This window comes from Vibrio paracholerae (assembly GCF_037672085.1).
In the GTDB taxonomy this organism is placed as follows: Bacteria; Pseudomonadota; Gammaproteobacteria; order Enterobacterales; family Vibrionaceae; genus Vibrio; species Vibrio cholerae.
Genome location: NZ_JBBHLM010000002.1, coordinates 2,655,648 through 2,679,234, shown reverse-complemented (window position 1 = coordinate 2,679,234; position 23,587 = coordinate 2,655,648). Strand labels below are relative to the sequence as shown.

9 protein-coding genes, 6 tRNA genes and 6 rRNA genes are annotated in these 23,587 nt (G+C 49.2%); 17 read left to right on the top strand and 4 right to left on the bottom strand.

All coding sequences use genetic code 11. The features are described 5' to 3' along the window. Positions 1–162: 162 nt before the first annotated feature. On the top strand, positions 163–1,524 hold the full coding sequence (gene glmU / locus R4537_RS17290) for a bifunctional UDP-N-acetylglucosamine diphosphorylase/glucosamine-1-phosphate N-acetyltransferase GlmU (protein ID WP_071178274.1): 1,362 nt from the start codon (positions 163–165) through the stop codon (positions 1,522–1,524). Between the two features lie 59 nt (positions 1,525–1,583). Here the strand turns inward: glmU and punC are convergent, their stop codons facing one another. Further along, entirely contained in the window at positions 1,584–2,786 is a 1,203-nt protein-coding gene (punC, locus tag R4537_RS17285; protein WP_071178313.1) for a purine nucleoside transporter PunC, read from the bottom strand. A gap of 157 nt (positions 2,787–2,943) precedes the next feature. On the opposite strand from punC, the gene punR reads away from it, so the two are divergent. Further along, positions 2,944–3,849 (top strand): DNA-binding transcriptional activator PunR, encoded by a 906-nt coding sequence (punR, locus tag R4537_RS17280; protein WP_000491961.1) that lies wholly within the window; start codon positions 2,944–2,946, stop codon positions 3,847–3,849. A gap of 65 nt (positions 3,850–3,914) precedes the next feature. Here the strand turns inward: punR and fadA are convergent, their stop codons facing one another. Beyond that, positions 3,915–5,078 (bottom strand): acetyl-CoA C-acyltransferase FadA, encoded by a 1,164-nt coding sequence (fadA, locus tag R4537_RS17275; RefSeq protein ID WP_001099262.1) that lies wholly within the window; start codon positions 5,076–5,078, stop codon positions 3,915–3,917. Between the two features lie 25 nt (positions 5,079–5,103). Next, positions 5,104–7,275: a fatty acid oxidation complex subunit alpha FadB gene (gene fadB / locus R4537_RS17270; protein ID WP_071178273.1), complete on the bottom strand. Its 2,172-nt coding sequence runs from the start codon at positions 7,273–7,275 to the stop codon at positions 5,104–5,106. A 210-nt stretch (positions 7,276–7,485) separates the two neighbouring features. On the opposite strand from fadB, the gene R4537_RS17265 reads away from it, so the two are divergent. The 15 genes from R4537_RS17265 (at position 7,486) to R4537_RS17195 (ending at position 21,680) form a co-directional block, all read left to right on the top strand. Continuing rightward, on the top strand, positions 7,486–8,118 hold the full coding sequence (locus R4537_RS17265; protein WP_001048718.1) for a YigZ family protein: 633 nt from the start codon (positions 7,486–7,488) through the stop codon (positions 8,116–8,118). Positions 8,119–8,137: 19 nt separating this feature from the next. Next, the gene (locus R4537_RS17260) at positions 8,138–9,595 is read left to right on the top strand and encodes a TrkH family potassium uptake protein (protein ID WP_057644133.1); all 1,458 of its coding nucleotides are present in this window, start codon (positions 8,138–8,140) and stop codon (positions 9,593–9,595) included. A 22-nt stretch (positions 9,596–9,617) separates the two neighbouring features. Beyond that, positions 9,618–10,142: a menaquinone-dependent protoporphyrinogen IX dehydrogenase gene (gene hemG, locus R4537_RS17255; protein ID WP_071178272.1), complete on the top strand. Its 525-nt coding sequence runs from the start codon at positions 9,618–9,620 to the stop codon at positions 10,140–10,142. A 468-nt stretch (positions 10,143–10,610) separates the two neighbouring features. Beyond that, positions 10,611–12,151: ribosomal RNA gene (locus R4537_RS17250) — 16S ribosomal RNA — on the top strand. A gap of 59 nt (positions 12,152–12,210) precedes the next feature. Beyond that, positions 12,211–12,283 (top strand) — tRNA-Leu (locus R4537_RS17245). An 8-nt stretch (positions 12,284–12,291) separates the two neighbouring features. Beyond that, positions 12,292–12,367, top strand: a tRNA-Ala gene (locus R4537_RS17240). A 301-nt stretch (positions 12,368–12,668) separates the two neighbouring features. Next, positions 12,669–15,559: ribosomal RNA gene (locus R4537_RS17235) — 23S ribosomal RNA — on the top strand. A gap of 130 nt (positions 15,560–15,689) precedes the next feature. Beyond that, positions 15,690–15,805, top strand: a 5S ribosomal RNA gene (gene rrf, locus R4537_RS17230). 359 nt (positions 15,806–16,164) lie between these two features. Beyond that, positions 16,165–17,708, top strand: a 16S ribosomal RNA gene (locus R4537_RS17225). Between the two features lie 68 nt (positions 17,709–17,776). Then, positions 17,777–17,852, top strand: a tRNA-Glu gene (locus R4537_RS17220). Between the two features lie 19 nt (positions 17,853–17,871). Continuing rightward, positions 17,872–17,947 (top strand) — tRNA-Lys (locus tag R4537_RS17215). Positions 17,948–17,977: 30 nt separating this feature from the next. Further along, positions 17,978–18,053, top strand: a tRNA-Val gene (locus R4537_RS17210). Positions 18,054–18,395: 342 nt separating this feature from the next. Further along, positions 18,396–21,282: ribosomal RNA gene (locus R4537_RS17205) — 23S ribosomal RNA — on the top strand. A gap of 130 nt (positions 21,283–21,412) precedes the next feature. Then, positions 21,413–21,528, top strand: a 5S ribosomal RNA gene (rrf, locus tag R4537_RS17200). Together the 16S, 23S and 5S rRNA genes with 6 tRNA genes alongside form the textbook arrangement of a ribosomal RNA operon. A gap of 75 nt (positions 21,529–21,603) precedes the next feature. Then, positions 21,604–21,680, top strand: a tRNA-Asp gene (locus R4537_RS17195). A gap of 464 nt (positions 21,681–22,144) precedes the next feature. Here R4537_RS17195 and R4537_RS17190 read toward each other — a convergent pair. Then, positions 22,145–23,479, bottom strand: coding sequence for a cation:proton antiporter (locus tag R4537_RS17190; protein ID WP_071178314.1), 1,335 nt, complete (start codon positions 23,477–23,479; stop codon positions 22,145–22,147). Between the last annotated feature and the right edge of the window lie 108 nt (positions 23,480–23,587).

Here is a 23,587-nt window from a genome sequence, read left to right as displayed (position 1 = left end):
TTTATGGGATGTTTTTTGTCCCGTTATTGACTGAACTCTAATAAATAAACGTTATTTTCTATGAAAATAATCGCTCTTCTTATTTTCGAGATAATCGGCAATTAACTATTTTCAGTTTGCTGTTTAGAATACGACGCAGAAAAATGACTAGGTAGATAATAAATGAAATTCAGTACGGTAATTCTTGCAGCAGGCAAAGGGACTCGTATGCACTCCAATATGCCCAAGGTGTTGCATACATTAGCAGGTAAGCCTATGGTCAAACATGTGATTGATACATGTAACAGCTTAGGCGCGCAAAATATCCATCTGGTTTATGGCCATGGTGGCGATCAGATGCAGCAAGCATTGGCCAGTGAGAATGTGAACTGGGTACTACAAGCGCAGCAATTGGGAACAGGGCATGCTGTGGATCAAGCCTCTCCACACTTCCAAGATGATGAAAAAATCTTAGTGTTGTACGGAGATGTGCCGCTGATTTCTGAAGACACTATTGAAAGTTTACTCGAAGCTCAGCCAAACGATGGGATTGCTCTGTTGACGGTTGTGCTTGATGATCCTACAGGTTACGGCCGTATCGTACGTAAACGTGGCCCTGTGGTGGCGATCGTTGAGCAGAAAGATGCCAGCGAAGAGCAAAAGCTGATCAAAGAAGTCAACACTGGGGTGCTGGTGGCCACTGGTCGTGACCTTAAGCGTTGGTTGGCAGGGCTAAACAACAATAACGCGCAAGGCGAATACTACCTGACTGATGTGATTGCGGCAGCGCATGATGAAGGCCGTGCTGTCGAAGCGGTACATCCTTCTCACTCAATCGAAGTGGAAGGGGTAAACGATCGCATTCAATTGGCGCGTCTTGAGCGTGCTTTCCAAGCGCGTCAGGCCAAGAAGCTGCTTGAGCAAGGTGTGATGCTGCGCGATCCTGCACGTTTTGACCTGCGCGGAACACTGCAGTGCGGTTCGGATGTGGAAATCGATGTTAACGTGATTATTGAAGGCAATGTATCGATCGGTAATAACGTAGTGATTGGTGCGGGCTCAATTCTCAAAGATTGTGAGATTGATGACAACACGGTGATCCGCCCATACAGCGTAATTGAAGGGGCGACGGTTGGTGAAAACTGTACAGTTGGGCCGTTTACTCGTCTACGTCCCGGAGCAGAGCTACGCGATGATGCTCATGTCGGCAACTTTGTGGAGATGAAAAATGCTCGTCTTGGTGAAGGTTCAAAAGCCAATCACCTGACTTATCTTGGTGACGCTGAGATTGGCAAAGGCGTGAATGTGGGCGCTGGTGTGATCACCTGTAACTACGACGGTGCCAATAAGCACAAAACCGTGATTGGTGATGATGTGTTTGTGGGTTCTGATTGCCAGCTCGTAGCGCCTGTAACCATTGGTAACGGTGCGACCATTGGTGCCGGTACAACCCTGACGAAGAATGTCGCTGAAGGTGAGTTAGTCATCACTCGCGCGCCAGAGCGCAAAATTGCTGGCTGGCAGCGTCCGGTGAAAAAGAAATAATTGAACCGATTGAAAAAAGAGCCGCATTTGCGGCTCTTTTTGTATTACTCAAGTACAGTTTATTCGTCACTGACCACGCGAGCATTGTCGGGGGTGGTGAACTGTTCACGTAACTGACGGTTAGAGAGTATGTAACCTATCCACAACCCGCCTGTACACAACACAATCGCAATGCCTGTCACTGGCTGAGCTTGGCTGGCAAGTGCAGCCACTAGGGCGCTGGATAAACTGCTGACACTGATCTGTAAGCTGTTTTGTAATCCGGCAGCGGTTGCTGGGCTTTGCTTAGCACTGGATAAGGCACGGTTGACCACTATCGGATACATGGCACCATTAGCCACCGCAATTAAACAGAACGGAGCCAAGATTGGCCAAATTGAGCTGAGCGTCCATTGTGAGGCGATAAAAATCATCGCAGCTGATAGGGTAAACAGCGCAATCAACTGTTTGAGCACCAGTTCATCACCGTATTTCTGAACCGCTTTCTTACCTAGGTAGCCACCCACCATAAATGCAATGGTTTGTGGAATAAAGCTCAGGCCAATGTCCCGTGCTTGATAACCAAGCTGCGCCATGATTTCTGGCATCCCTGTCAGGTAGGCAAAAAATGCCGCCGATGCACAAGCAAACATCAGCACATTGCCGAGATAGGTTTTGCTTTTCAGTAAACCTTTAATATCTTGCGCTATAGAAGTGGTTTTTGGCTCAGCAATTTCATTGGTTTGTAAGCCCGTACTCACCACCAACACAATACCCATCAAGGTTAAAGTCAAAAAGATGCTGTGCCAGCCAAAGTAATCTGCCAGCAGCACACCCAGTTGCGGTGCCAGTGCTGGAGAGAGCGCCACCAGTGGCATAATGGTCGCAAACAGCTGTTGGCTGACTGAGCTTGGGTAACGTTTGATCACCATTGCCTGCCAAATGACCGCTGGCGCGCACACCCCAATCGCTTGGATAAAACGCAGCAGTAGCAGTTGCCATACCGTTGAGCTAAACGCGAGTCCGGCAGAGGCGAGGGTAAAAACGAGTAAGCCAGCAATCAGCGTATTACGATGGCCAAATTTGTCGGAAGCTAAGCCCCACAGTAACTGACCAAGCGCCATGCCCACCAAGAACACCGTCAGTGATAGAGCAATTTGTTCAGGGCCAGTCGCAAAAGCGGTTTCCATCATTTTAAACGCAGGCAAATACATGTCGGTGGCAATAAAACCGAGCATGGAGAGTGCCGAAAGGTAAACCAACTGGAAGAAAGATACTTTCATTTTTTCATGTCCATCAAAATTATTCACACATGTTTTTTCAGTATCCGTTGGCGCCAACCAGGATTTTTCTGTAGTTACATTCTAGTTTTGTATTGTGATGAAGAGAAACGGCAAATTTTTCGGTTATCATGCAAAAAAATTGATAGGTAGGTGAGTGATGTTTTCCAAATCCTCTTTGGAGATGTTAGATGCTGTAGCGCGTTTAGGCAGTTTTACTGCGGCAGCAGAGGTGCTGCACAAAGTGCCTTCGGCGATCAGCTACAGTGTGCGCCAAATAGAGAGTGAACTGGGTGTGGTGCTGTTTCGCCGTTTACCGCGTAAGGTCGAGCTAACCCCGGCTGGTGAGCTGTTTATGCTTGAGGCAAGGCAGTTACTGCGCCAGATGGAGGAGATCCGCGCGCAAACCAAACGCGCTGCGCATGGTTGGCGTAAAACCTTGAAAGTGACACTCGATAACGTAGTCAAGCTGGATAAGATGAAGCCGATGGTGGAAGCCTTCTACCAAACCTTTGATTTCGCCGAGCTACAGATCAACATGGAAGTGTTCAACGGCTCGTGGGAAGCGATTGCACAAGGCCGCGCCGATATCGTGATTGGCGCAACCGCAGCAGTACCAGTGGGTGGCGATTTTGAAGTACGCGATATGGGCATTCTTGACTGGGCATTTGTGATGTCCCCCAATCACCCCTGCGTGCGCGAACAGAATTTGAGTGAAGAGTTTATCAGCCAGTTTTTAGCCATCTGTTTGGACGATACCTCAAGCGTATTGCCCAAACGCCATACCGAACACTACCCTAAACAGCGCCGTTTGCTGCTGCCAAACTGGTACAGCGCGATTGAAAGTTTAAAAAGTGGACTCGGAGTCGGCTATATGCCAAGGCATATGGCGCAGCCGCTACTGGCCAGCGGTCAGTTGGTGGAGAAGGTACTGCCCGATGAAAAACTGCTTAGCCACTGCTGCCTGGTGTGGCGCAAAGACGATAATCATAAATTGATTGAGTGGATGGTGAATTATCTGGGCAGTAGCGATCAACTTTACAGTGATTGGCTACAAGCTAAATAACCTAATAAGAAGAGCCAGCGTTGCTGGCTCTAAAAGACTCTTCAGTGATAGGCAAAACGGAAGGGTTATGGGCGTTCAAAAATGGTCGCAATACCCTGACCTAAGCCGATACACATGGTGGCAAGGCCATATTTCGCATCTTTGGCTTCCATCAAATTGATCAGCGTGGTTGAGATACGTGTACCCGAGCAACCCAGTGGATGACCGAGCGCAATCGCGCCGCCATTGAGGTTGACCTTGTCATCCATCATCTCCAGTAAGCCTAAGTCTTTAGCGCAAGGTAGAGATTGCGCGGCAAACGCTTCGTTCAATTCCACCACATCCATATCTTGCATGGTTAAGCCCGCGCGTTTGAGCGCTTTATGGGTCGCAGGTACAGGGCCATAACCCATGATGGAAGGATCGCAACCGGCCACGGCCATCGCTTTAATGCGGGCGCGAATGGTTAAACCGAGTGCTTTGGCTTTCTGTTCACTCATTACCAACATTGCTGAAGCACCATCCGAAAGTGCCGAAGAGGTTCCCGCGGTCACGGTACCGTTGGCGGGATCGAATACGGGACGCAGTTCCGCTAATCCTGCCACTGTGGTTTCCGGGCGGATCACTTCATCGTAATCGAGGGTAAACAGCGTACCATCGGCAGCATGCCCCTCGGTGGGCAGAATCTCGTTTTTAAAGCGACCTTCTAATGTTGCTGCATGAGCACGCGCATGAGAGCGCGCAGCGAACTCATCTTGCTGCTGACGGCTAATGCCATGCAGTTTGCCGAGCATCTCAGCGGTCAGTCCCATCATTCCCGCTGCTTTGGCCACGTTCTTAGACAGGCCCGGATGGAAATCAACGCCGTGAGTCATTGGCACGTGGCCCATGTGCTCAACTCCGCCCACTAAACAGATCTCTGCATCGCCAACCATGATTGCGCGCGCCGCATCATGCAGTGCTTGCATGGACGATCCACACAAACGGTTGACGGTGACCGCGCCAATCTCAATTGGCAGACCCGCAAGTAGCGCTGCGTTACGCGCAACGTTAAAGCCTTGTTCAAGGGTTTGCTGCACACAGCCCCAATAAATGTCTTCAATCTCTTTTGGATTGACCTGTGGGTTGCGCGCCAGAATTCCCTTCATCAAATGTGCTGAAAGATCTTCCGCACGTTGGTGGCGAAACGCACCGCCTTTGGAGCGTCCCATCGGAGTACGTAGGCAATCAACAATCACTACTGTATTCATTTTGTTATTCCTTTTCTAAACCGATTTACAGGGCACTGGCTTGCTGAGCGCTGTAGAACGATGTTCCTTGTTGCGCCATGTTCTTCAGCAGTTGCGGTACTTGATAGAGCGCGCCGAGGTCCGCGTATTTTTCCGCCATAGCCACATAGTTGGCGATGCCTATGGTATCTAGGTAACGGAATACACCACCACGGAACGGAGGGAAGCCAAGACCGTACACCAACGCCATGTCAGCTTCTTGCGCGGAGGCGATGATCCCTTCTTCAAGACAGAGCACCACTTCATTAATCATCGGAATCATGGTTCGTTCGATAATGGTTTGTGGGTCAAAGCTTTGTGGTGCGCCGCATACAGGCGCAAGAATGGCGAGCACGTCATCGCTGAAGGCTTTTTTCGGTTTGCCTTTTTTATCAACGGTGTACTGATAGAAGCCGCTGCCATTTTTCTGGCCAAATTTTTTCGCTTCGTACAGGGCATCAATCGCTTCTCGGCCGTTTTTCGCCATGCGAGTTGGGAAGCCTTCCGCCATCACTGCCTGAGCATGGTGTGCAGTATCAATGCCGACCACATCAAGCAAATACGCCGGGCCCATTGGCCAGCCGAATTGACGCTCCATCACTTTGTCGATTTCGGTGAAGTTCGCGCCATCACGCATCAGTAGACTAAAGCCTGCAAAGTAAGGGAAGAGTACGCGGTTAACGAAGAATCCTGGGCAGTCATTGACCACAATCGGTGATTTGCCCATTTTCGCCGCATAAGCAACCACTCGGTTGATGGTGTCTTCTGAGGTGTGTTCACCACGGATGATTTCCACCAAAGGCATGCGATGCACAGGGTTAAAAAAGTGCATACCGCAGAAGTTCTGTGGGCGCTTGAGTGATTTGGCGAGCAGGTTAATGGGAATGGTCGAGGTGTTGGAGGTCAGAATTGTCTCTGCATTGACCAATCCTTCTACTTCGCTGAGTACCGCGGCTTTCACTTTCGGATTTTCCACCACAGCCTCAACAATCACGTCCGCCTGATCAATCCCTGCGTAATGCAGAGAAGGGGTGATGGAAGCCAGAATGCCAGCCATTTTGAAACCATCGATCTTGCCGCGCTCTAACTGTTTGTTGAGGAGCTTGGCCGCTTCGGTCATGCCCAGTTCTAAAGAGTGCGGTGCGATGTCTTTCATCAGCACAGGTACGCCTTTGAGAGCCGATTGATAGGCGATGCCGCCACCCATAATGCCCGCGCCGAGCACGGCAGCGTGTTGGGTGTCTTGGCTCGCCGCTTTCGCGGATTGTTTGGCTAAGCCTTTGATGTATTGATCATTGAGGAAAATGCCAACCAGTGCTTGCGCCTCGGTAGATTTTGCGAGCTTGATGAAGTGTTTGCGCTCGATATCCAGCGCAGCATCGCGTGGTAAACGCGCCGCTTCTTCAATGGTCACGACAGATGTCATCGGTGCTGGATAGTGTTTGCCTGCCACCTGCGCCACCATGCCTTTTGCCATGGTAAAGCTCATCATGGCTTCCAGCTTGCTTAAAGTCAGCGCTGAGGTTTTCTGCTGACGGCGTTTTTGCCAATCGAGCTTCTCTTCAATCGCTTGAGTTAAAGTGGTGATTGCGGAATCGATCAGTTTGTCGCTATCGACAATCGCATCCAGTAATCCCACTTTTAATGCTTCTTCCGCGCGGCACGCTTTACCTTGGGTGATGATTTCCATCGCGCTATCAGCACCAATCAAACGTGGCAGACGCACGGTGCCGCCAAATCCCGGCATGATGCCCAGTTTGGTTTCAGGCAAGCCAATGCTGGTGGTGGCATCACCAATCCGAAAATCGGTGGCGAGTACACATTCACAGCCGCCGCCAAGTGTGTGGCCTTTTAACGCTGACAAGGTGGGGAAAGGTAAATCTTCCAACTTGTTAAAAATGCGATTAGCAAACTGCAACCACTCATCCAATTCTGCTTCCGGTTTGGCAAATAGCCCCAGAAATTCGGTGATATCAGCGCCGACGATAAAAGCCTCTTTATCTGAGCTGAGTAGGAGGCCTTTGACACTGGAATCGGCAGCGAGCGCATCTAACGCTTTATCGAGGGATTCCAGTGTGTGTAAATCCAGTTTGTTAACGGAAGCAGGAGCACAGAAAGAGAGCTCGGCAATTCCATTAGCGAGTTGCTTTACCTGTAGGGTTTTGGCTTGGTAAATCATTGTCTATCTCCGTGACATACAATCAGTGATTGTGTGAGAGAGCGGTTGTCATTTTTATGTTCTGGTTTGACCAGTTGCCTAAGTTTGAACCTGAGATTGGCTAATTTCAATACATTTTTTAAACAAGTGTTTAACATTGTGCGTTAAGTCGAGTCGAGCTTATGGTGAGGCCGTGTTACACTGGGCGACTTTTTTATTGAGACCTGAGTTATGAATCTTCATCCCTACCTCATTCCCATGGCTTCTGTTCGGTTTGAAGAAGAGATTAAAAAGAGTCTGTTTATTACCTATTTGGCACATACGCCAGATCTTGCCAGTGCCAAAGCGTTTGTTGATGAGATTAAGCAGCGTCATGCGGATGCGAGACACAACTGCTGGGCGTTTGTGGCTGGGCGACCTGAAAACTCCATGCTGTGGGGATTGAGTGATGATGGTGAGCCATCCGGTACTGCGGGAAAACCCATCTTGGCTCAGCTCACGGGGTCTCATATCGGCGAAATTACGGCGGTAGTGACCCGTTATTATGGCGGTGTTCTATTGGGAACCGGTGGCTTAGTGAAAGCGTATGGTGGCGGTGTGCAACAAGCGCTCAAGCGACTTCAAACTATTGAGAAAAAAATCACCACATCTGTGCACCTGACGCTAGACTACGCCATGATTCCATTACTCCATTCCTTAATGGCGCAATTTTCTGCGACGGAAATGGAGGCTCACTATAATGAACAAGTCGAAATGGTGGTGGAATTAGAGGCATTGCAATCAGATGCTTTCACACAAGCCTTGATCAATAAAAGTGGCGCGAAAATACAGGTGAGTCGCTCACCACAACATAGTCAGAATTAGCGAGTCAGCTCAAACCATAATGCAATTTCGTTCAATAATCCGTATTGTCGGGCTTTTGCTCGCTCTATTTAGCGTTTCTATGCTTGCGCCTGCGTTGGTGGCTTTGATCTACCGCGATGGGGCAGGTGTGCCGTTTGTCTCAACCTTTGTTGTATTACTGCTGTGTGGCGGCTTATTTTGGTTTCCGAATCGCCATCATAAACATGAACTCAAGGCGCGGGATGGTTTTTTAATCGTCGTATTGTTCTGGACAGTAATCGGCAGCGCTGGGGCATTGCCTTTTTTGCTCGCAGCCGATCCCAATATTTCAGTCACCGATGCGTTTTTCGAATCCTTTTCGGCGTTAACGACCACGGGTGCGACCGTGATTGTTGGCTTAGACGAACTCCCCAAAGCGATCCTTTTTTATCGCCAATTTTTGCAATGGTTTGGTGGGATGGGGATCATCGTACTCGCCGTCGCGATTTTACCCGTACTTGGTATCGGTGGGATGCAGCTTTATCGAGCGGAAATCCCCGGACCAGTCAAAGATACCAAAGTCACTCCACGGATTGCAGAAACCGCCAAAGCGCTTTGGTATATCTACTTGAGCTTAACCATCGCTTGCGCCAGCGCTTTCTGGTTAGCGGGAATGAGTTTGTTTGATGCGATTTGCCATAGCTTCTCGACCATCGCCATCGGCGGTTTCTCAACTCACGATGCCAGTATGGGTTATTTCGATAGTTATGCGATAAACCTGATCACCGTGGTTTTCTTACTGATCTCATCATGTAACTTCACTTTGCACTATGCTGCTTTCGCAACGGGTGGTGTACACCCTAAGTACTATTGGCGCGATCCTGAGTTTCGCGCATTTTTCGTCATCCAAGTTCTGCTGTTTGTGATCTGCTTTTCTGTGTTACTGAAACACCACTCTTACGACAGCTTTTATCAAGCCTTTGACCAAGCGCTGTTCCAAACCGTATCCATCTCAACCACAGCGGGTTTTACCACCACGGGTTTTGCGGACTGGCCACTCTTTTTACCTGTGCTATTACTCTTCTCCTCTTTTATAGGAGGATGTGCAGGCTCAACGGGTGGCGGCATGAAAGTGATCCGTGTGTTGCTACTTACCCTTCAAGGGGCTCGGGAAATGAAGCGCTTAGTTCATCCTCGCGCCATCTACCCGATCAAACTTGGCGGCAGAGCACTCTCACAGCGGGTCGTGGATGCGGTATGGGGCTTCTTTTCTGCTTATGCACTGGTGTTTGTCGTGTGTATGTTGGCTCTTATCGCAACGGGTATGGAAGAGCTCAGCGCGTTTTCTGCAGTAGCCGCTACACTCAATAACCTAGGACCTGGCCTTGGGGAAGTCGCCGTGCACTTTGCGGATGTGAATGACAAAGCTAAGTGGATTTTGATTGCGTCCATGCTCTTTGGACGCTTAGAAATATTTACTCTATTGATTCTGCTTACGCCGACATTCTGGCGTAGTTAGTGATAATACTAAGGAGAGAGCTGTGAAAGCGTTACTGTTGTACTCAAGCCAAGAAGGCCAAACGCGGAAAATTATCGAGCGTATCGCTCAGCAGATGCCGGAGTACGATTGCGACATCCAAGATCTGCACCAGGTCCATAAGATAGCGTTGGCGGATTATGACAAAATCTTGATTGGTGCATCGATTCGTTACGGCCGCCTCAATGAAAAGCTCTATCAATTTATTCAACGTCATGTCAGGGCGCTGACTAATAGCAAAGCCGCTTTCTTCTGCGTCAATCTCACCGCGAGAAAAGAAGATCAAGGAAAAGATACGCCAGAAGGGAGTGTCTATATTCAAACCTTCCTGAAAAAGTCACCGTGGCAACCAGAGCGTATTGCCGTATTTGCTGGGGCACTGTATTACCCGCGTTACCGTTGGTTCGACAAAATGATGATACGTTTGATCATGACCTTGACGGGAGGAGAAACGGATACCAGTAAAGAAGTGGAGTACACCAATTGGGAAAAAGTCTCTCAATTTGGTGAACAATTCCGCAATTGGTAGAGAAAACCATCACTTTCAGGCCTTGGTGACTCTTTTTTCATCGAACAGTGAAAAACAGCGAAAAAAAACCAAAAAAACACTTGTCAGTGTGAAGCAGATCTCTATAATGCGCCCTCACTGACACGGCAGACGCAGTAAGCGTTAGCAGTGATTCAGTTCGGTGTTTTAGATGGCGAAATCGCCAACGAAAATAAACTGAAAAAAAGTGTTTGACACAACAGTTTATCTCGCTAAAATGGCCGCCTCTTCTGAAGCAGACCGCCAAGAAGAACGCTCTTTAACAATATAAACCAATCAATCTGTGTGGGCACTCGTTGATGATAATCAAAAAAGATTTATCAATGAACTGAGTGACCATTTGAATGAGCAATCATTCAGCACAGTCAATTCAACATTACTTCGCTTTTTATTAAGCAAAGAATGTAATCAGTATTCATTGAGCCGAAGCGAAAGCTTCACAAAAACTTTTAATTGAAGAGTTTGATCATGGCTCAGATTGAACGCTGGCGGCAGGCCTAACACATGCAAGTCGAGCGGCAGCACAGAGGAACTTGTTCCTTGGGTGGCGAGAGCGCGGACGGGTGAGTAATGCCTGGGAAATTGCCCGGTAGAGGGGGATAACCATTGGAAACGATGGCTAATACCGCATGACCTCGTAAGAGCAAAGCAGGGGACCTTCGGGCCTTGCGCTACCGGATATGCCCAGGTGGGATTAGCTAGTTGGTGAGGTAAGGGCTCACCAAGGCGACGATCCCTAGCTGGTCTGAGAGGATGATCAGCCACACTGGAACTGAGACACGGTCCAGACTCCTACGGGAGGCAGCAGTGGGGAATATTGCACAATGGGCGCAAGCCTGATGCAGTCATGCCGCGTGTATGAAGAAGGCCCTTCGGGTTGTAAAGTACTTTCAGTAGGGAGGAAGGTGGTTAAGTTAATACCTTAATCATTTGACGTTACCTACAGAAGAAGCACCGGCTAACTCCGTGCCAGCAGCCGCGGTAATACGGAGGGTGCAAGCGTTAATCGGAATTACTGGGCGTAAAGCGCATGCAGGTGGTTTGTTAAGTCAGATGTGAAAGCCCTGGGCTCAACCTAGGAATCGCATTTGAAACTGACAAGCTAGAGTACTGTAGAGGGGGGTAGAATTTCAGGTGTAGCGGTGAAATGCGTAGAGATCTGAAGGAATACCGGTGGCGAAGGCGGCCCCTGGACAGATACTGACACTCAGATGCGAAAGCGTGGGGAGCAAACAGGATTAGATACCCTGGTAGTCCACGCCGTAAACGATGTCTACTTGGAGGTTGTGCCCTAGAGGCGTGGCTTTCGGAGCTAACGCGTTAAGTAGACCGCCTGGGGAGTACGGTCGCAAGATTAAAACTCAAATGAATTGACGGGGGCCCGCACAAGCGGTGGAGCATGTGGTTTAATTCGATGCAACGCGAAGAACCTTACCTACTCTTGACTTCCAGAGAATCTAGCGGAGACGCTGGAGTGCCTTCGGGAACTCTGAGACAGGTGCTGCATGGCTGTCGTCAGCTCGTGTTGTGAAAATGTTGGGTTAAGTCCCGCAACGAGCGCAACCCTTATCCTTGTTTGCCAGCACGTAATGGTGGGAACTCCAGGGAGATGCCGGTGATAAACGGAGGAAGGTGGGGACGACGTCAAGTCATCATGGCCCTTACGAGTAGGGCTACACACGTGCTACAATGGCGTATACAGAGGGCAGCGATACCGCGAGGTGGAGCGAATCTCACAAAGTACGTCGTAGTCCGGATTGGAGTCTGCAACTCGACTCCATGAAGTCGGAATCGCTAGTAATCGCAAATCAGAATGTTGCGGTGAATACGTTCCGGGCCTTGTACACACCGCCCGTCACACCATGGGAGTGGGCTGCAAAGAAGCAGGTAGTTAAACCTTCGGGAGGACGCTTGCCACTTTGTGGTTCATGACTGGGGTGAAGTCGTAACAAGGTAGCGCTAGGGGAACCTGGCGCTGGATCACCTCTTAACGATGGTTATCGTGATGAGTGTCCACACAGATTGATTCGGTTTAGATTTGAGCATAAGTGGGTCTGTAGCTCAGGTGGTTAGAGCGTACGATAAGCGTAAGGTCGGTGGTTCGAGTCCACTCAGACCCACCACTAACGATGGGGTTATAGCTCAGCTGGGAGAGCGCCTGCCTTGCACGCAGGAGGTCTGCGGTTCGATCCCGCATAACTCCACCATCTTTAAGCGTTTTCGCTGAGAATGTTTAAAAATGGTTCATCTTTTCTTTAAATAGAAAGGGAATCTTGCTCTTTAACAATTTGGAAAGCTGACAAAACAACAATTTATTGTTGTTTGTAAAGTTCTCAATGTTTATCGAAAGATAAACACCAACAACACATTCAAGTGTGCTTGGTATCGAATAAGACTTCGGTCTTGTTCAAATTTGAGTCCGGCAAAATCTGTCTCGCACTCATGTAAATTAAAAGCGAGACAACTTAGGTTGTTTAAACAACAACCCGAAACTCCTTCGGGTTGTATGGTTAAGTGACTAAGCGTACACGGTGGATGCCTAGGCAGTCAGAGGCGATGAAGGACGTACTAACTTGCGATAAGCGCAGATAAGGCAGTAAGAGCCGTTGAGTCTGCGATTTCCGAATGGGGAAACCCAACTGCATAAGCAGTTACTGTTAACTGAATTCATAGGTTAACAGAGCAAACCGGGGGAACTGAAACATCTAAGTACCCCGAGGAGAAGAAATCAACCGAGATTCCGGTAGTAGCGGCGAGCGAACCTGGATTAGCCCTTAAGCACTCGGTGAAGTAGGTGAACAAGCTGGAAAGCTTGGCGATACAGGGTGATAGCCCCGTAACCGACGCTTCATCGAGCGTGAAATCGAGTAGGGCGGGACACGTGATATCCTGTCTGAATATGGGGGGACCATCCTCCAAGGCTAAATACTCCTGACTGACCGATAGTGAACCAGTACCGTGAGGGAAAGGCGAAAAGAACCCCTGTGAGGGGAGTGAAATAGAACCTGAAACCGTGTACGTACAAGCAGTAGGAGCACCTTCGTGGTGTGACTGCGTACCTTTTTGTATAATGGGTCAGCGACTTATATTCAGTGGCAAGGTTAACCGTATAGGGGAGCCGTAGCGAAAGCGAGTCTTAACTGGGCGCTCAGTCTCTGGATATAGACCCGAAACCGGGTGATCTAGCCATGGGCAGGTTGAAGGTTGAGTAACATCAACTGGAGGACCGAAACCGACTAATGTTGAAAAATTAGCGGATGACTTGTGGCTAGGGGTGAAAGGCCAATCAAACTCGGAGATAGCTGGTTCTCCCCCGAAAGCTATTTAGGTAGCGCCTCGGACGAATACTACTGGGGGTAGAGCACTGTTAAGGCTAGGGGGTCATCCCGACTTACCAACCCTTTGCAAACTCCGAATACCAGTAAGTACTATCCGGGAGACACACGGCGGGTGCTAACGTCCGTCGTGGAGAGGGAAACAACCCAGACCGCCAGCTAAGGTCCCCAAAGTATTGCTAAGTGGGAAACGATGTGGGAAGGCTCAGACAGCTAGGATGTTGGCTTAGAAGCAGCCATCATTTAAAGAAAGCGTAATAGCTCACTAGTCGAGTCGGCCTGCGCGGAAGATGTAACGGGGCTAAGCAATACACCGAAGCTGCGGCAATATCTTTTAGATATTGGGTAGGGGAGCGTTCTGTAAGCCGTTGAAGGTGGTCTGTAAGGGCTGCTGGAGGTATCAGAAGTGCGAATGCTGACATGAGTAACGACAAAGGGGGTGAAAAACCTCCTCGCCGGAAGACCAAGGGTTCCTGTCCAACGTTAATCGGGGCAGGGTGAGTCGACCCCTAAGGTGAGGCCGAAAGGCGTAATCGATGGGAAACGGGTTAATATTCCCGTACTTCTGACTATTGCGATGGGGGGACGGAGAAGGCTAGGTGGGCCAGGCGACGGTTGTCCTGGTTCAAGTGCGTAGGCTTAAGAGTTAGGTAAATCCGGCTCTTTCTAAGGCTGAGACACGACGTCGAGCTACTACGGTAGTGAAGTCATTGATGCCATGCTTCCAGGAAAAGCCTCTAAGCTTCAGATAGTCAGGAATCGTACCCCAAACCGACACAGGTGGTCGGGTAGAGAATACCAAGGCGCTTGAGAGAACTCGGGTGAAGGAACTAGGCAAAATGGTACCGTAACTTCGGGAGAAGGTACGCTCTTGATGGTGAAGTCCCTTGCGGATGGAGCTGACGAGAGTCGCAGATACCAGGTGGCTGCAACTGTTTATTAAAAACACAGCACTGTGCAAAATCGCAAGATGACGTATACGGTGTGACGCCTGCCCGGTGCCGGAAGGTTAATTGATGGGGTTAGCGCAAGCGAAGCTCTTGATCGAAGCCCCGGTAAACGGCGGCCGTAACTATAACGGTCCTAAGGTAGCGAAATTCCTTGTCGGGTAAGTTCCGACCTGCACGAATGGCGTAATGATGGCCACGCTGTCTCCACCCGAGACTCAGTGAAATTGAAATCGCTGTGAAGATGCAGTGTACCCGCGGCTAGACGGAAAGACCCCGTGAACCTTTACTACAGCTTGGCACTGAACATTGAACCTACATGTGTAGGATAGGTGGGAGGCTATGAAGACGTGGACGCTAGTTGCGTTGGAGCCGTCCTTGAAATACCACCCTTGTATGTTTGATGTTCTAACTTAGCCCCATTATCTGGGGTGAGGACAGTGCCTGGTGGGTAGTTTGACTGGGGCGGTCTCCTCCCAAAGAGTAACGGAGGAGCACGAAGGTGGGCTAATCACGGTTGGACATCGTGAGGTTAGTGCAATGGCATAAGCCCGCTTAACTGCGAGAATGACGGTTCGAGCAGGTGCGAAAGCAGGTCATAGTGATCCGGTGGTTCTGTATGGAAGGGCCATCGCTCAACGGATAAAAGGTACTCCGGGGATAACAGGCTGATACCGCCCAAGAGTTCATATCGACGGCGGTGTTTGGCACCTCGATGTCGGCTCATCACATCCTGGGGCTGAAGTCGGTCCCAAGGGTATGGCTGTTCGCCATTTAAAGTGGTACGCGAGCTGGGTTTAGAACGTCGTGAGACAGTTCGGTCCCTATCTGCCGTGGGCGTTGGAAGATTGAAGGGGGCTGCTCCTAGTACGAGAGGACCGGAGTGGACGAACCTCTGGTGTTCGGGTTGTGTCGCCAGACGCATTGCCCGGTAGCTAAGTTCGGAATTGATAAGCGCTGAAAGCATCTAAGCGCGAAGCGAGCCCTGAGATGAGTCTTCCCTGACGGTTTAACCGTCCTAAAGGGTTGTTCGAGACTAGAACGTTGATAGGCAGGGTGTGTAAGCGTTGTGAGGCGTTGAGCTAACCTGTACTAATTGCCCGTGAGGCTTAACCATACAACACCCAAGGGGTTTTGTAGTGGACTCAAAGCTGAGCGCATAAGAATGTGTTGAGAGAACGAAGACAGCTTTCCAGAATTGTTGGTTATCACTTTTTAAGAAAAAGTGAAATCAAAAAAGAATTTTGCTTGGCGACCATAGCGTTTTGGACCCACCTGACTCCATCCCGAACTCAGAAGTGAAACGAAACAGCGTCGATGGTAGTGTGGGGTCTCCCCATGTGAGAGTAGAACATCGCCAGGCTTTAATTTATTTTCACTTTTTAAAAGTGAAGACAAAAGCTCCGACTAGTCTAGCAATAGACGAGTCACCATAAAGTTCTAAAAATTTTAGAGTTTTATGTTGACTTTCAAAGTGGGCAGCGTATTATACGCACCTCGCTGACGTGCTAAGGCACTGAAAGCCAAGCTCTTTAACAATATAAACCAATCAATCTGTGTGGGCACTCGTTGATGATAATCAAAAAAGATTTATCAATGAACTGAGTGACCATTTGAATGAGCAATCATTCAGCACAGTCAATTCAACATTACTTCGCTTTTTATTAAGCAAAGAATGTAATCAGTATTCATTGAGCCGAAGCGAAAGCTTCACAAAACTTTTAATTGAAGAGTTTGATCATGGCTCAGATTGAACGCTGGCGGCAGGCCTAACACATGCAAGTCGAGCGGCAGCACAGAGGAACTTGTTCCTTGGGTGGCGAGCGGCGGACGGGTGAGTAATGCCTGGGAAATTGCCCGGTAGAGGGGGATAACCATTGGAAACGATGGCTAATACCGCATAACCTCGCAAGAGCAAAGCAGGGGACCTTCGGGCCTTGCGCTGCCGGATATGCCCAGGTGGGATTAGCTAGTTGGTGAGGTAAGGGCTCACCAAGGCGACGATCCCTAGCTGGTCTGAGAGGATGATCAGCCACACTGGAACTGAGACACGGTCCAGACTCCTACGGGAGGCAGCAGTGGGGGAATATTGCACAATGGGCGCAAGCCTGATGCAGTCATGCCGCGTGTATGAAGAAGGCCTTCGGGTTGTAAAGTACTTTCAGTAGGGAGGAAGGTGGTTAAGTTAATACCTTAATCATTTGACGTTACCTACAGAAGAAGCACCGGCTAACTCCGTGCCAGCAGCCGCGGTAATACGGAGGGTGCAAGCGTTAATCGGAATTACTGGGCGTAAAGCGCATGCAGGTGGTTTGTTAAGTCAGATGTGAAAGCCCTGGGCTCAACCTAGGAATCGCATTTGAAACTGACAAGCTAGAGTACTGTAGAGGGGGGTAGAATTTCAGGTGTAGCGGTGAAATGCGTAGAGATCTGAAGGAATACCGGTGGCGAAGGCGGCCCCCTGGACAGATACTGACACTCAGATGCGAAAGCGTGGGGAGCAAACAGGATTAGATACCCTGGTAGTCCACGCCGTAAACGATGTCTACTTGGAGGTTGTGCCCTAGAGGCGTGGCTTTCGGAGCTAACGCGTTAAGTAGACCGCCTGGGGAGTACGGTCGCAAGATTAAAACTCAAATGAATTGACGGGGGCCCGCACAAGCGGTGGAGCATGTGGTTTAATTCGATGCAACGCGAAGAACCTTACCTACTCTTGACTTCCAGAGAATCTAGCGGAGACGCTGGAGTGCCTTCGGGAACTCTGAGACAGGTGCTGCATGGCTGTCGTCAGCTCGTGTTGTGAAATGTTGGGTTAAGTCCCGCAACGAGCGCAACCCTTATCCTTGTTTGCCAGCACGTAATGGTGGGAACTCCAGGGAGACTGCCGGTGATAAACCGGAGGAAGGTGGGGACGACGTCAAGTCATCATGGCCCTTACGAGTAGGGCTACACACGTGCTACAATGGCGTATACAGAGGGCAGCGATACCGCGAGGTGGAGCGAATCTCACAAAGTACGTCGTAGTCCGGATTGGAGTCTGCAACTCGACTCCATGAAGTCGGAATCGCTAGTAATCGCAAATCAGAATGTTGCGGTGAATACGTTCCCGGGCCTTGTACACACCGCCCGTCACACCATGGGAGTGGGCTGCAAAAGAAGCAGGTAGTTTAACCTTCGGGAGGACGCTTGCCACTTTGTGGTTCATGACTGGGGTGAAGTCGTAACAAGGTAGCGCTAGGGGAACCTGGCGCTGGATCACCTCCTTACACGATGGTTATCGTGATGAGTGTCCACACAGATTGATTCGGTTTAGATTAGAGAAGAGTATCTTAGTGTCCCGTTCGTCTAGAGGCCTAGGACACCGCCCTTTCACGGCGGTAACAGGGGTTCGACTCCCCTACGGGATACCACTTCCGTTGTGAAGTTAGGGGGTCGTTAGCTCAGTCGGTAGAGCAGTTGACTTTTAATCAATTGGTCGCAGGTTCGAATCCTGCACGACCCACCACTCTCTTCCTCCACAGGAAGTAAAACATGTGGGCGATTAGCTCAGTTGGGAGAGCACCTGCCTTACAAGCAGGGGGTCACTGGTTCGAACCCGGTATCGCCCACCACTCTTTAAGTATTTTTGGAATAAATTTCCAAACCACCCAACACTGCGTGGTTCGGATTTTTGCCGCCGAAAGTCCTTAAAAAGTGGCTCTTAGTGATAAGAAGTACTTTGCTCTTTAACAATTTGGAAAGCTGACAAAACAACAATTTATTGTTGTTTGTAAAGTTCTCAATGTTTATCGAAAGATAAACACCAACAACACATTCAAGTGTGCTTGGTATCGAATAAGACTTCGGTCTTGTTCAAATTTGAGTCCGGCAAAATCTGTCTCGCACTCATGTAAATTAAACGCGAGACAACTTAGGTTGTTTAAACAGCAATCCGAAACTCCTTCGGGTTGTATGGTTAAGTGACTAAGCGTACACGGTGGATGCCTAGGCAGTCAGAGGCGATGAAGGACGTACTAACTTGCGATAAGCGCAGATAAGGCAGTAAGAGCCGTTTGAGTCTGCGATTTCCGAATGGGGAAACCCAACTGCATAAGCAGTTACTGTTAACTGAATACATAGGTTAACAGAGCAAACCGGGGGAACTGAAACATCTAAGTACCCCGAGGAGAAGAAATCAACCGAGATTCCGGTAGTAGCGGCGAGCGAACCTGGATTAGCCCTTAAGCACTCGGTGAAGTAGGTGAACAAGCTGGAAAGCTTGGCGATACAGGGTGATAGCCCCGTAACCGACGCTTCATCGAGCGTGAAATCGAGTAGGGCGGGACACGTGATATCCTGTCTGAATATGGGGGGACCATCCTCCAAGGCTAAATACTCCTGACTGACCGATAGTGAACCAGTACCGTGAGGGAAAGGCGAAAAGAACCCCTGTGAGGGGAGTGAAATAGAACCTGAAACCGTGTACGTACAAGCAGTAGGAGCACCTTCGTGGTGTGACTGCGTACCTTTTGTATAATGGGTCAGCGACTTATATTCAGTGGCAAGGTTAACCGTATAGGGGAGCCGTAGCGAAAGCGAGTCTTAACTGGGCGCTCAGTCTCTGGATATAGACCCGAAACCGGGTGATCTAGCCATGGGCAGGTTGAAGGTTGAGTAACATCAACTGGAGGACCGAACCGACTAATGTTGAAAAATTAGCGGATGACTTGTGGCTAGGGGTGAAAGGCCAATCAAACTCGGAGATAGCTGGTTCTCCCCGAAAGCTATTTAGGTAGCGCCTCGGACGAATACTACTGGGGGTAGAGCACTGTTAAGGCTAGGGGGTCATCCCGACTTACCAACCCTTTGCAAACTCCGAATACCAGTAAGTACTATCCGGGAGACACACGGCGGGTGCTAACGTCCGTCGTGGAGAGGGAAACAACCCAGACCGCCAGCTAAGGTCCCAAAGTATTGCTAAGTGGGAAACGATGTGGGAAGGCTCAGACAGCTAGGATGTTGGCTTAGAAGCAGCCATCATTTAAAGAAAGCGTAATAGCTCACTAGTCGAGTCGGCCTGCGCGGAAGATGTAACGGGGCTAAGCAATACACCGAAGCTGCGGCAATATCTTTTAGATATTGGGTAGGGGAGCGTTCTGTAAGCCGTTGAAGGTGGTCTGTAAGGGCTGCTGGAGGTATCAGAAGTGCGAATGCTGACATGAGTAACGACAAAGGGGGTGAAAAACCTCCTCGCCGGAAGACCAAGGGTTCCTGTCCAACGTTAATCGGGGCAGGGTGAGTCGACCCCTAAGGTGAGGCCGAAAGGCGTAATCGATGGGAAACGGGTTAATATTCCCGTACTTCTGACTATTGCGATGGGGGGACGGAGAAGGCTAGGTGGGCCAGGCGACGGTTGTCCTGGTTCAAGTGCGTAGGCTTAAGAGTTAGGTAAATCCGGCTCTTTCTAAGGCTGAGACACGACGTCGAGCTACTACGGTAGTGAAGTCATTGATGCCATGCTTCCAGGAAAAGCCTCTAAGCTTCAGATAGTCAGGAATCGTACCCCAAACCGACACAGGTGGTCGGGTAGAGAATACCAAGGCGCTTGAGAGAACTCGGGTGAAGGAACTAGGCAAAATGGTACCGTAACTTCGGGAGAAGGTACGCTCTTGATGGTGAAGTCCCTTGCGGATGGAGCTGACGAGAGTCGCAGATACCAGGTGGCTGCAACTGTTTATTAAAAACACAGCACTGTGCAAAATCGCAAGATGACGTATACGGTGTGACGCCTGCCCGGTGCCGGAAGGTTAATTGATGGGGTTAGCGCAAGCGAAGCTCTTGATCGAAGCCCCGGTAAACGGCGGCCGTAACTATAACGGTCCTAAGGTAGCGAAATTCCTTGTCGGGTAAGTTCCGACCTGCACGAATGGCGTAATGATGGCCACGCTGTCTCCACCCGAGACTCAGTGAAATTGAAATCGCTGTGAAGATGCAGTGTACCCGCGGCTAGACGGAAAGACCCCGTGAACCTTTACTACAGCTTGGCACTGAACATTGAACCTACATGTGTAGGATAGGTGGGAGGCTATGAAGACGTGACGCTAGTTGCGTTGGAGCCGTCCTTGAAATACCACCCTTGTATGTTTGATGTTCTAACTTAGCCCCATTATCTGGGGTGAGGACAGTGCCTGGTGGGTAGTTTGACTGGGGCGGTCTCCTCCCAAAGAGTAACGGAGGAGCACGAAGGTGGGCTAATCACGGTTGGACATCGTGAGGTTAGTGCAATGGCATAAGCCCGCTTAACTGCGAGAATGACGGTTCGAGCAGGTGCGAAAGCAGGTCATAGTGATCCGGTGGTTCTGTATGGAAGGGCCATCGCTCAACGGATAAAAGGTACTCCGGGGATAACAGGCTGATACCGCCCAAGAGTTCATATCGACGGCGGTGTTTGGCACCTCGATGTCGGCTCATCACATCCTGGGGCTGAAGTCGGTCCCAAGGGTATGGCTGTTCGCCATTTAAAGTGGTACGCGAGCTGGGTTTAGAACGTCGTGAGACAGTTCGGTCCCTATCTGCCGTGGGCGTTGGAAGATTGAAGGGGGCTGCTCCTAGTACGAGAGGACCGGAGTGGACGAACCTCTGGTGTTCGGGTTGTGTCGCCAGACGCATTGCCCGGTAGCTAAGTTCGGAATTGATAAGCGCTGAAAGCATCTAAGCGCGAAGCGAGCCCTGAGATGAGTCTTCCCTGACGGTTTAACCGTCCTAAAGGGTTGTTCGAGACTAGAACGTTGATAGGCAGGGTGTGTAAGCGTTGTGAGGCGTTGAGCTAACCTGTACTAATTGCCCGTGAGGCTTAACCATACAACACCCAAGGGGTTTTGTAGTGGACTCAAAGCTGAGCGCATAAGAATGTGTTGAGAGAACGAAGACAGCTTTCCAGAATTGTTGGTTATCACTTTTTAAGAAAAAGTGAAATCAAAAAAGAATTTTGCTTGGCGACCATAGCGTTTTGGACCCACCTGACTCCATCCCGAACTCAGAAGTGAAACGAAACAGCGTCGATGGTAGTGTGGGGTCTCCCCATGTGAGAGTAGAACATCGCCAGGCTTTAACTTCTTGTTTTTAGATGTTTAAGAAAAATCTAAAGGCAAAAAAAGTAGACGAAACGTCTAACCAGACAGCGGAGCGGTAGTTCAGTCGGTTAGAATACCGGCCTGTCACGCCGGGGGTCGCGGGTTCGAGTCCCGTCCGCTCCGCCACTTATTACCAAACCCAGTCTTAGGACTGGGTTTTTTGCTTTCTGGAGACACTGAAAGCCAGATTTAATCACCGCTTATCGTCTGTTCCAGTTTTCATCCTCTACGATGTTCAATCATCCCAAACTGTCCAACTCTTCTTACTGCTCTTTTTGTCTTTGTCTTTTTGCGTTTATCCAACGAGTGTACTTTATCAACGTTATCCTTAAGCTTATCTATCAGAGTCTATATGCACTATGTGTTTGGAGAGAACTTGGTAAGCAAATACAGCCGAAACTGCTGTAGCTTCAAGTCCACAAACCAAGGCTTAGGTAACTAGGAATGAATCTATGCACATAGGTATTTGCTCATTTATCGCCTACCTGCAGCTCCAAGTCGTTTAAGTCGTCTAGTCATCTGGGAAAGGATTCTGAGGGTAATAAAAAACCGCAGTGTTTAACTGCGGTTTGTCGATTACACAATGGAGATTAGTGTTGTTGCTCTTGCTGAGTCATAGGGGATTGATTGTCTGTATTCATTTCAGCTTGGAGGGCTTTTTCTGCCTTTTTAGCTTTCTCAATCATAGGAGTAATGGTTGAGCCTTGGACTAGGATTGAGAACACCACTACTGCATAGGTCATTACAAGGATGATTTCTTTTACATCGATCAGCTTATCTGGAATAACCATTACACCAGAAGGGATTGATAGTGCCATTGCTAACGCAAGTCCTCCGCGTAATCCTCCCCAAGTCAGAATACGGACCGACCAAGGGTTATAGTTGCGGTAGCGTTTAAATCCAATGTAGGAGGCTAATACGCTGAGGTAGCGGCCACATAACACCAGTGGGACTGCAAAAGCCATCAGGAGCCAGTCTTCTTTATGGAACTCAAACAGTAGCATTGACATACCTATCAGCAGGAATAAGACTCCGTTGAGAAATTCGTCTACGAGTTCCCAGAAGTGATCGAGATGCTCTTCACTCTCTTTTGAGAAGCCAATAAAACGAGTCCAGTTACCAATCATGATCCCAGATACGACCATAGCGAGTGGGCCTGAGACATGGATGACATCGGCAAACGCGTAACCCGCGGTTGGAATACCAATGGTTAGTAACAACTCCATTGAGTGGTCGTCGGTTGCGGAGATCAGATAGTGGAAAAGAAGTCCCAATAAGAAACCGTAAACAATGCCCCCAATCGCTTCTTGGATGAAGAGGAGGGTAACGCTGCCAACCGTTGGTGTTTCATGTCCGAAAGCGATGGTAAAGATGGTCACGAAGATAACCAAGCCAAAACCATCGTTAAATAGCGATTCGCCTTCAATTTGGGTAGAAATGCGTTTCGGGGCTTGGAGCTTTTTGACAATCGCAAGTACAGCAATTGGGTCAGTGGGTGAAATAAGTGCGCCAAATAACAAGCAGTAAACCAGATCAAACTGGATACCGATTAATTGGCAGAAACCATAGAGAGTAAATCCAATAAAGAAAGTCGAAAACAGCGTTGCGCCAAGAGCCAATACCGTAATCTCCCATTTCTGATCTTTCAGGTTTGGCAATTTAATGCCTAGACCTCCGGCGAACAGCAGAAACCCTAAAATCCCTTTCAGCAAAAAGTTTTCAAAATTAATGCTGGTCACTGTTTCGGTGGCGATTTGATTGAGATGAAACCAGTCGTTTTGACCCGCGATCAAGATCAGTAACGATAACATCATCGAACCTGCAGTGATTGCGATGGTAGTCTGCATTCGGCTGATCTTGCTATTGATAAATGCAATCAACATGGCTGCCGCAGAGAGGAAGCACAAAGTGTAGTAGACGGACATTCTCTTCTCAGTGTGTGTAACAATTTGTGAACGAAATTGTCTTTCTCTGTTGAGTAAATAGCAAATACTTTTTCATCACATAGGGTTCAGCTCACACCATTAAACTGA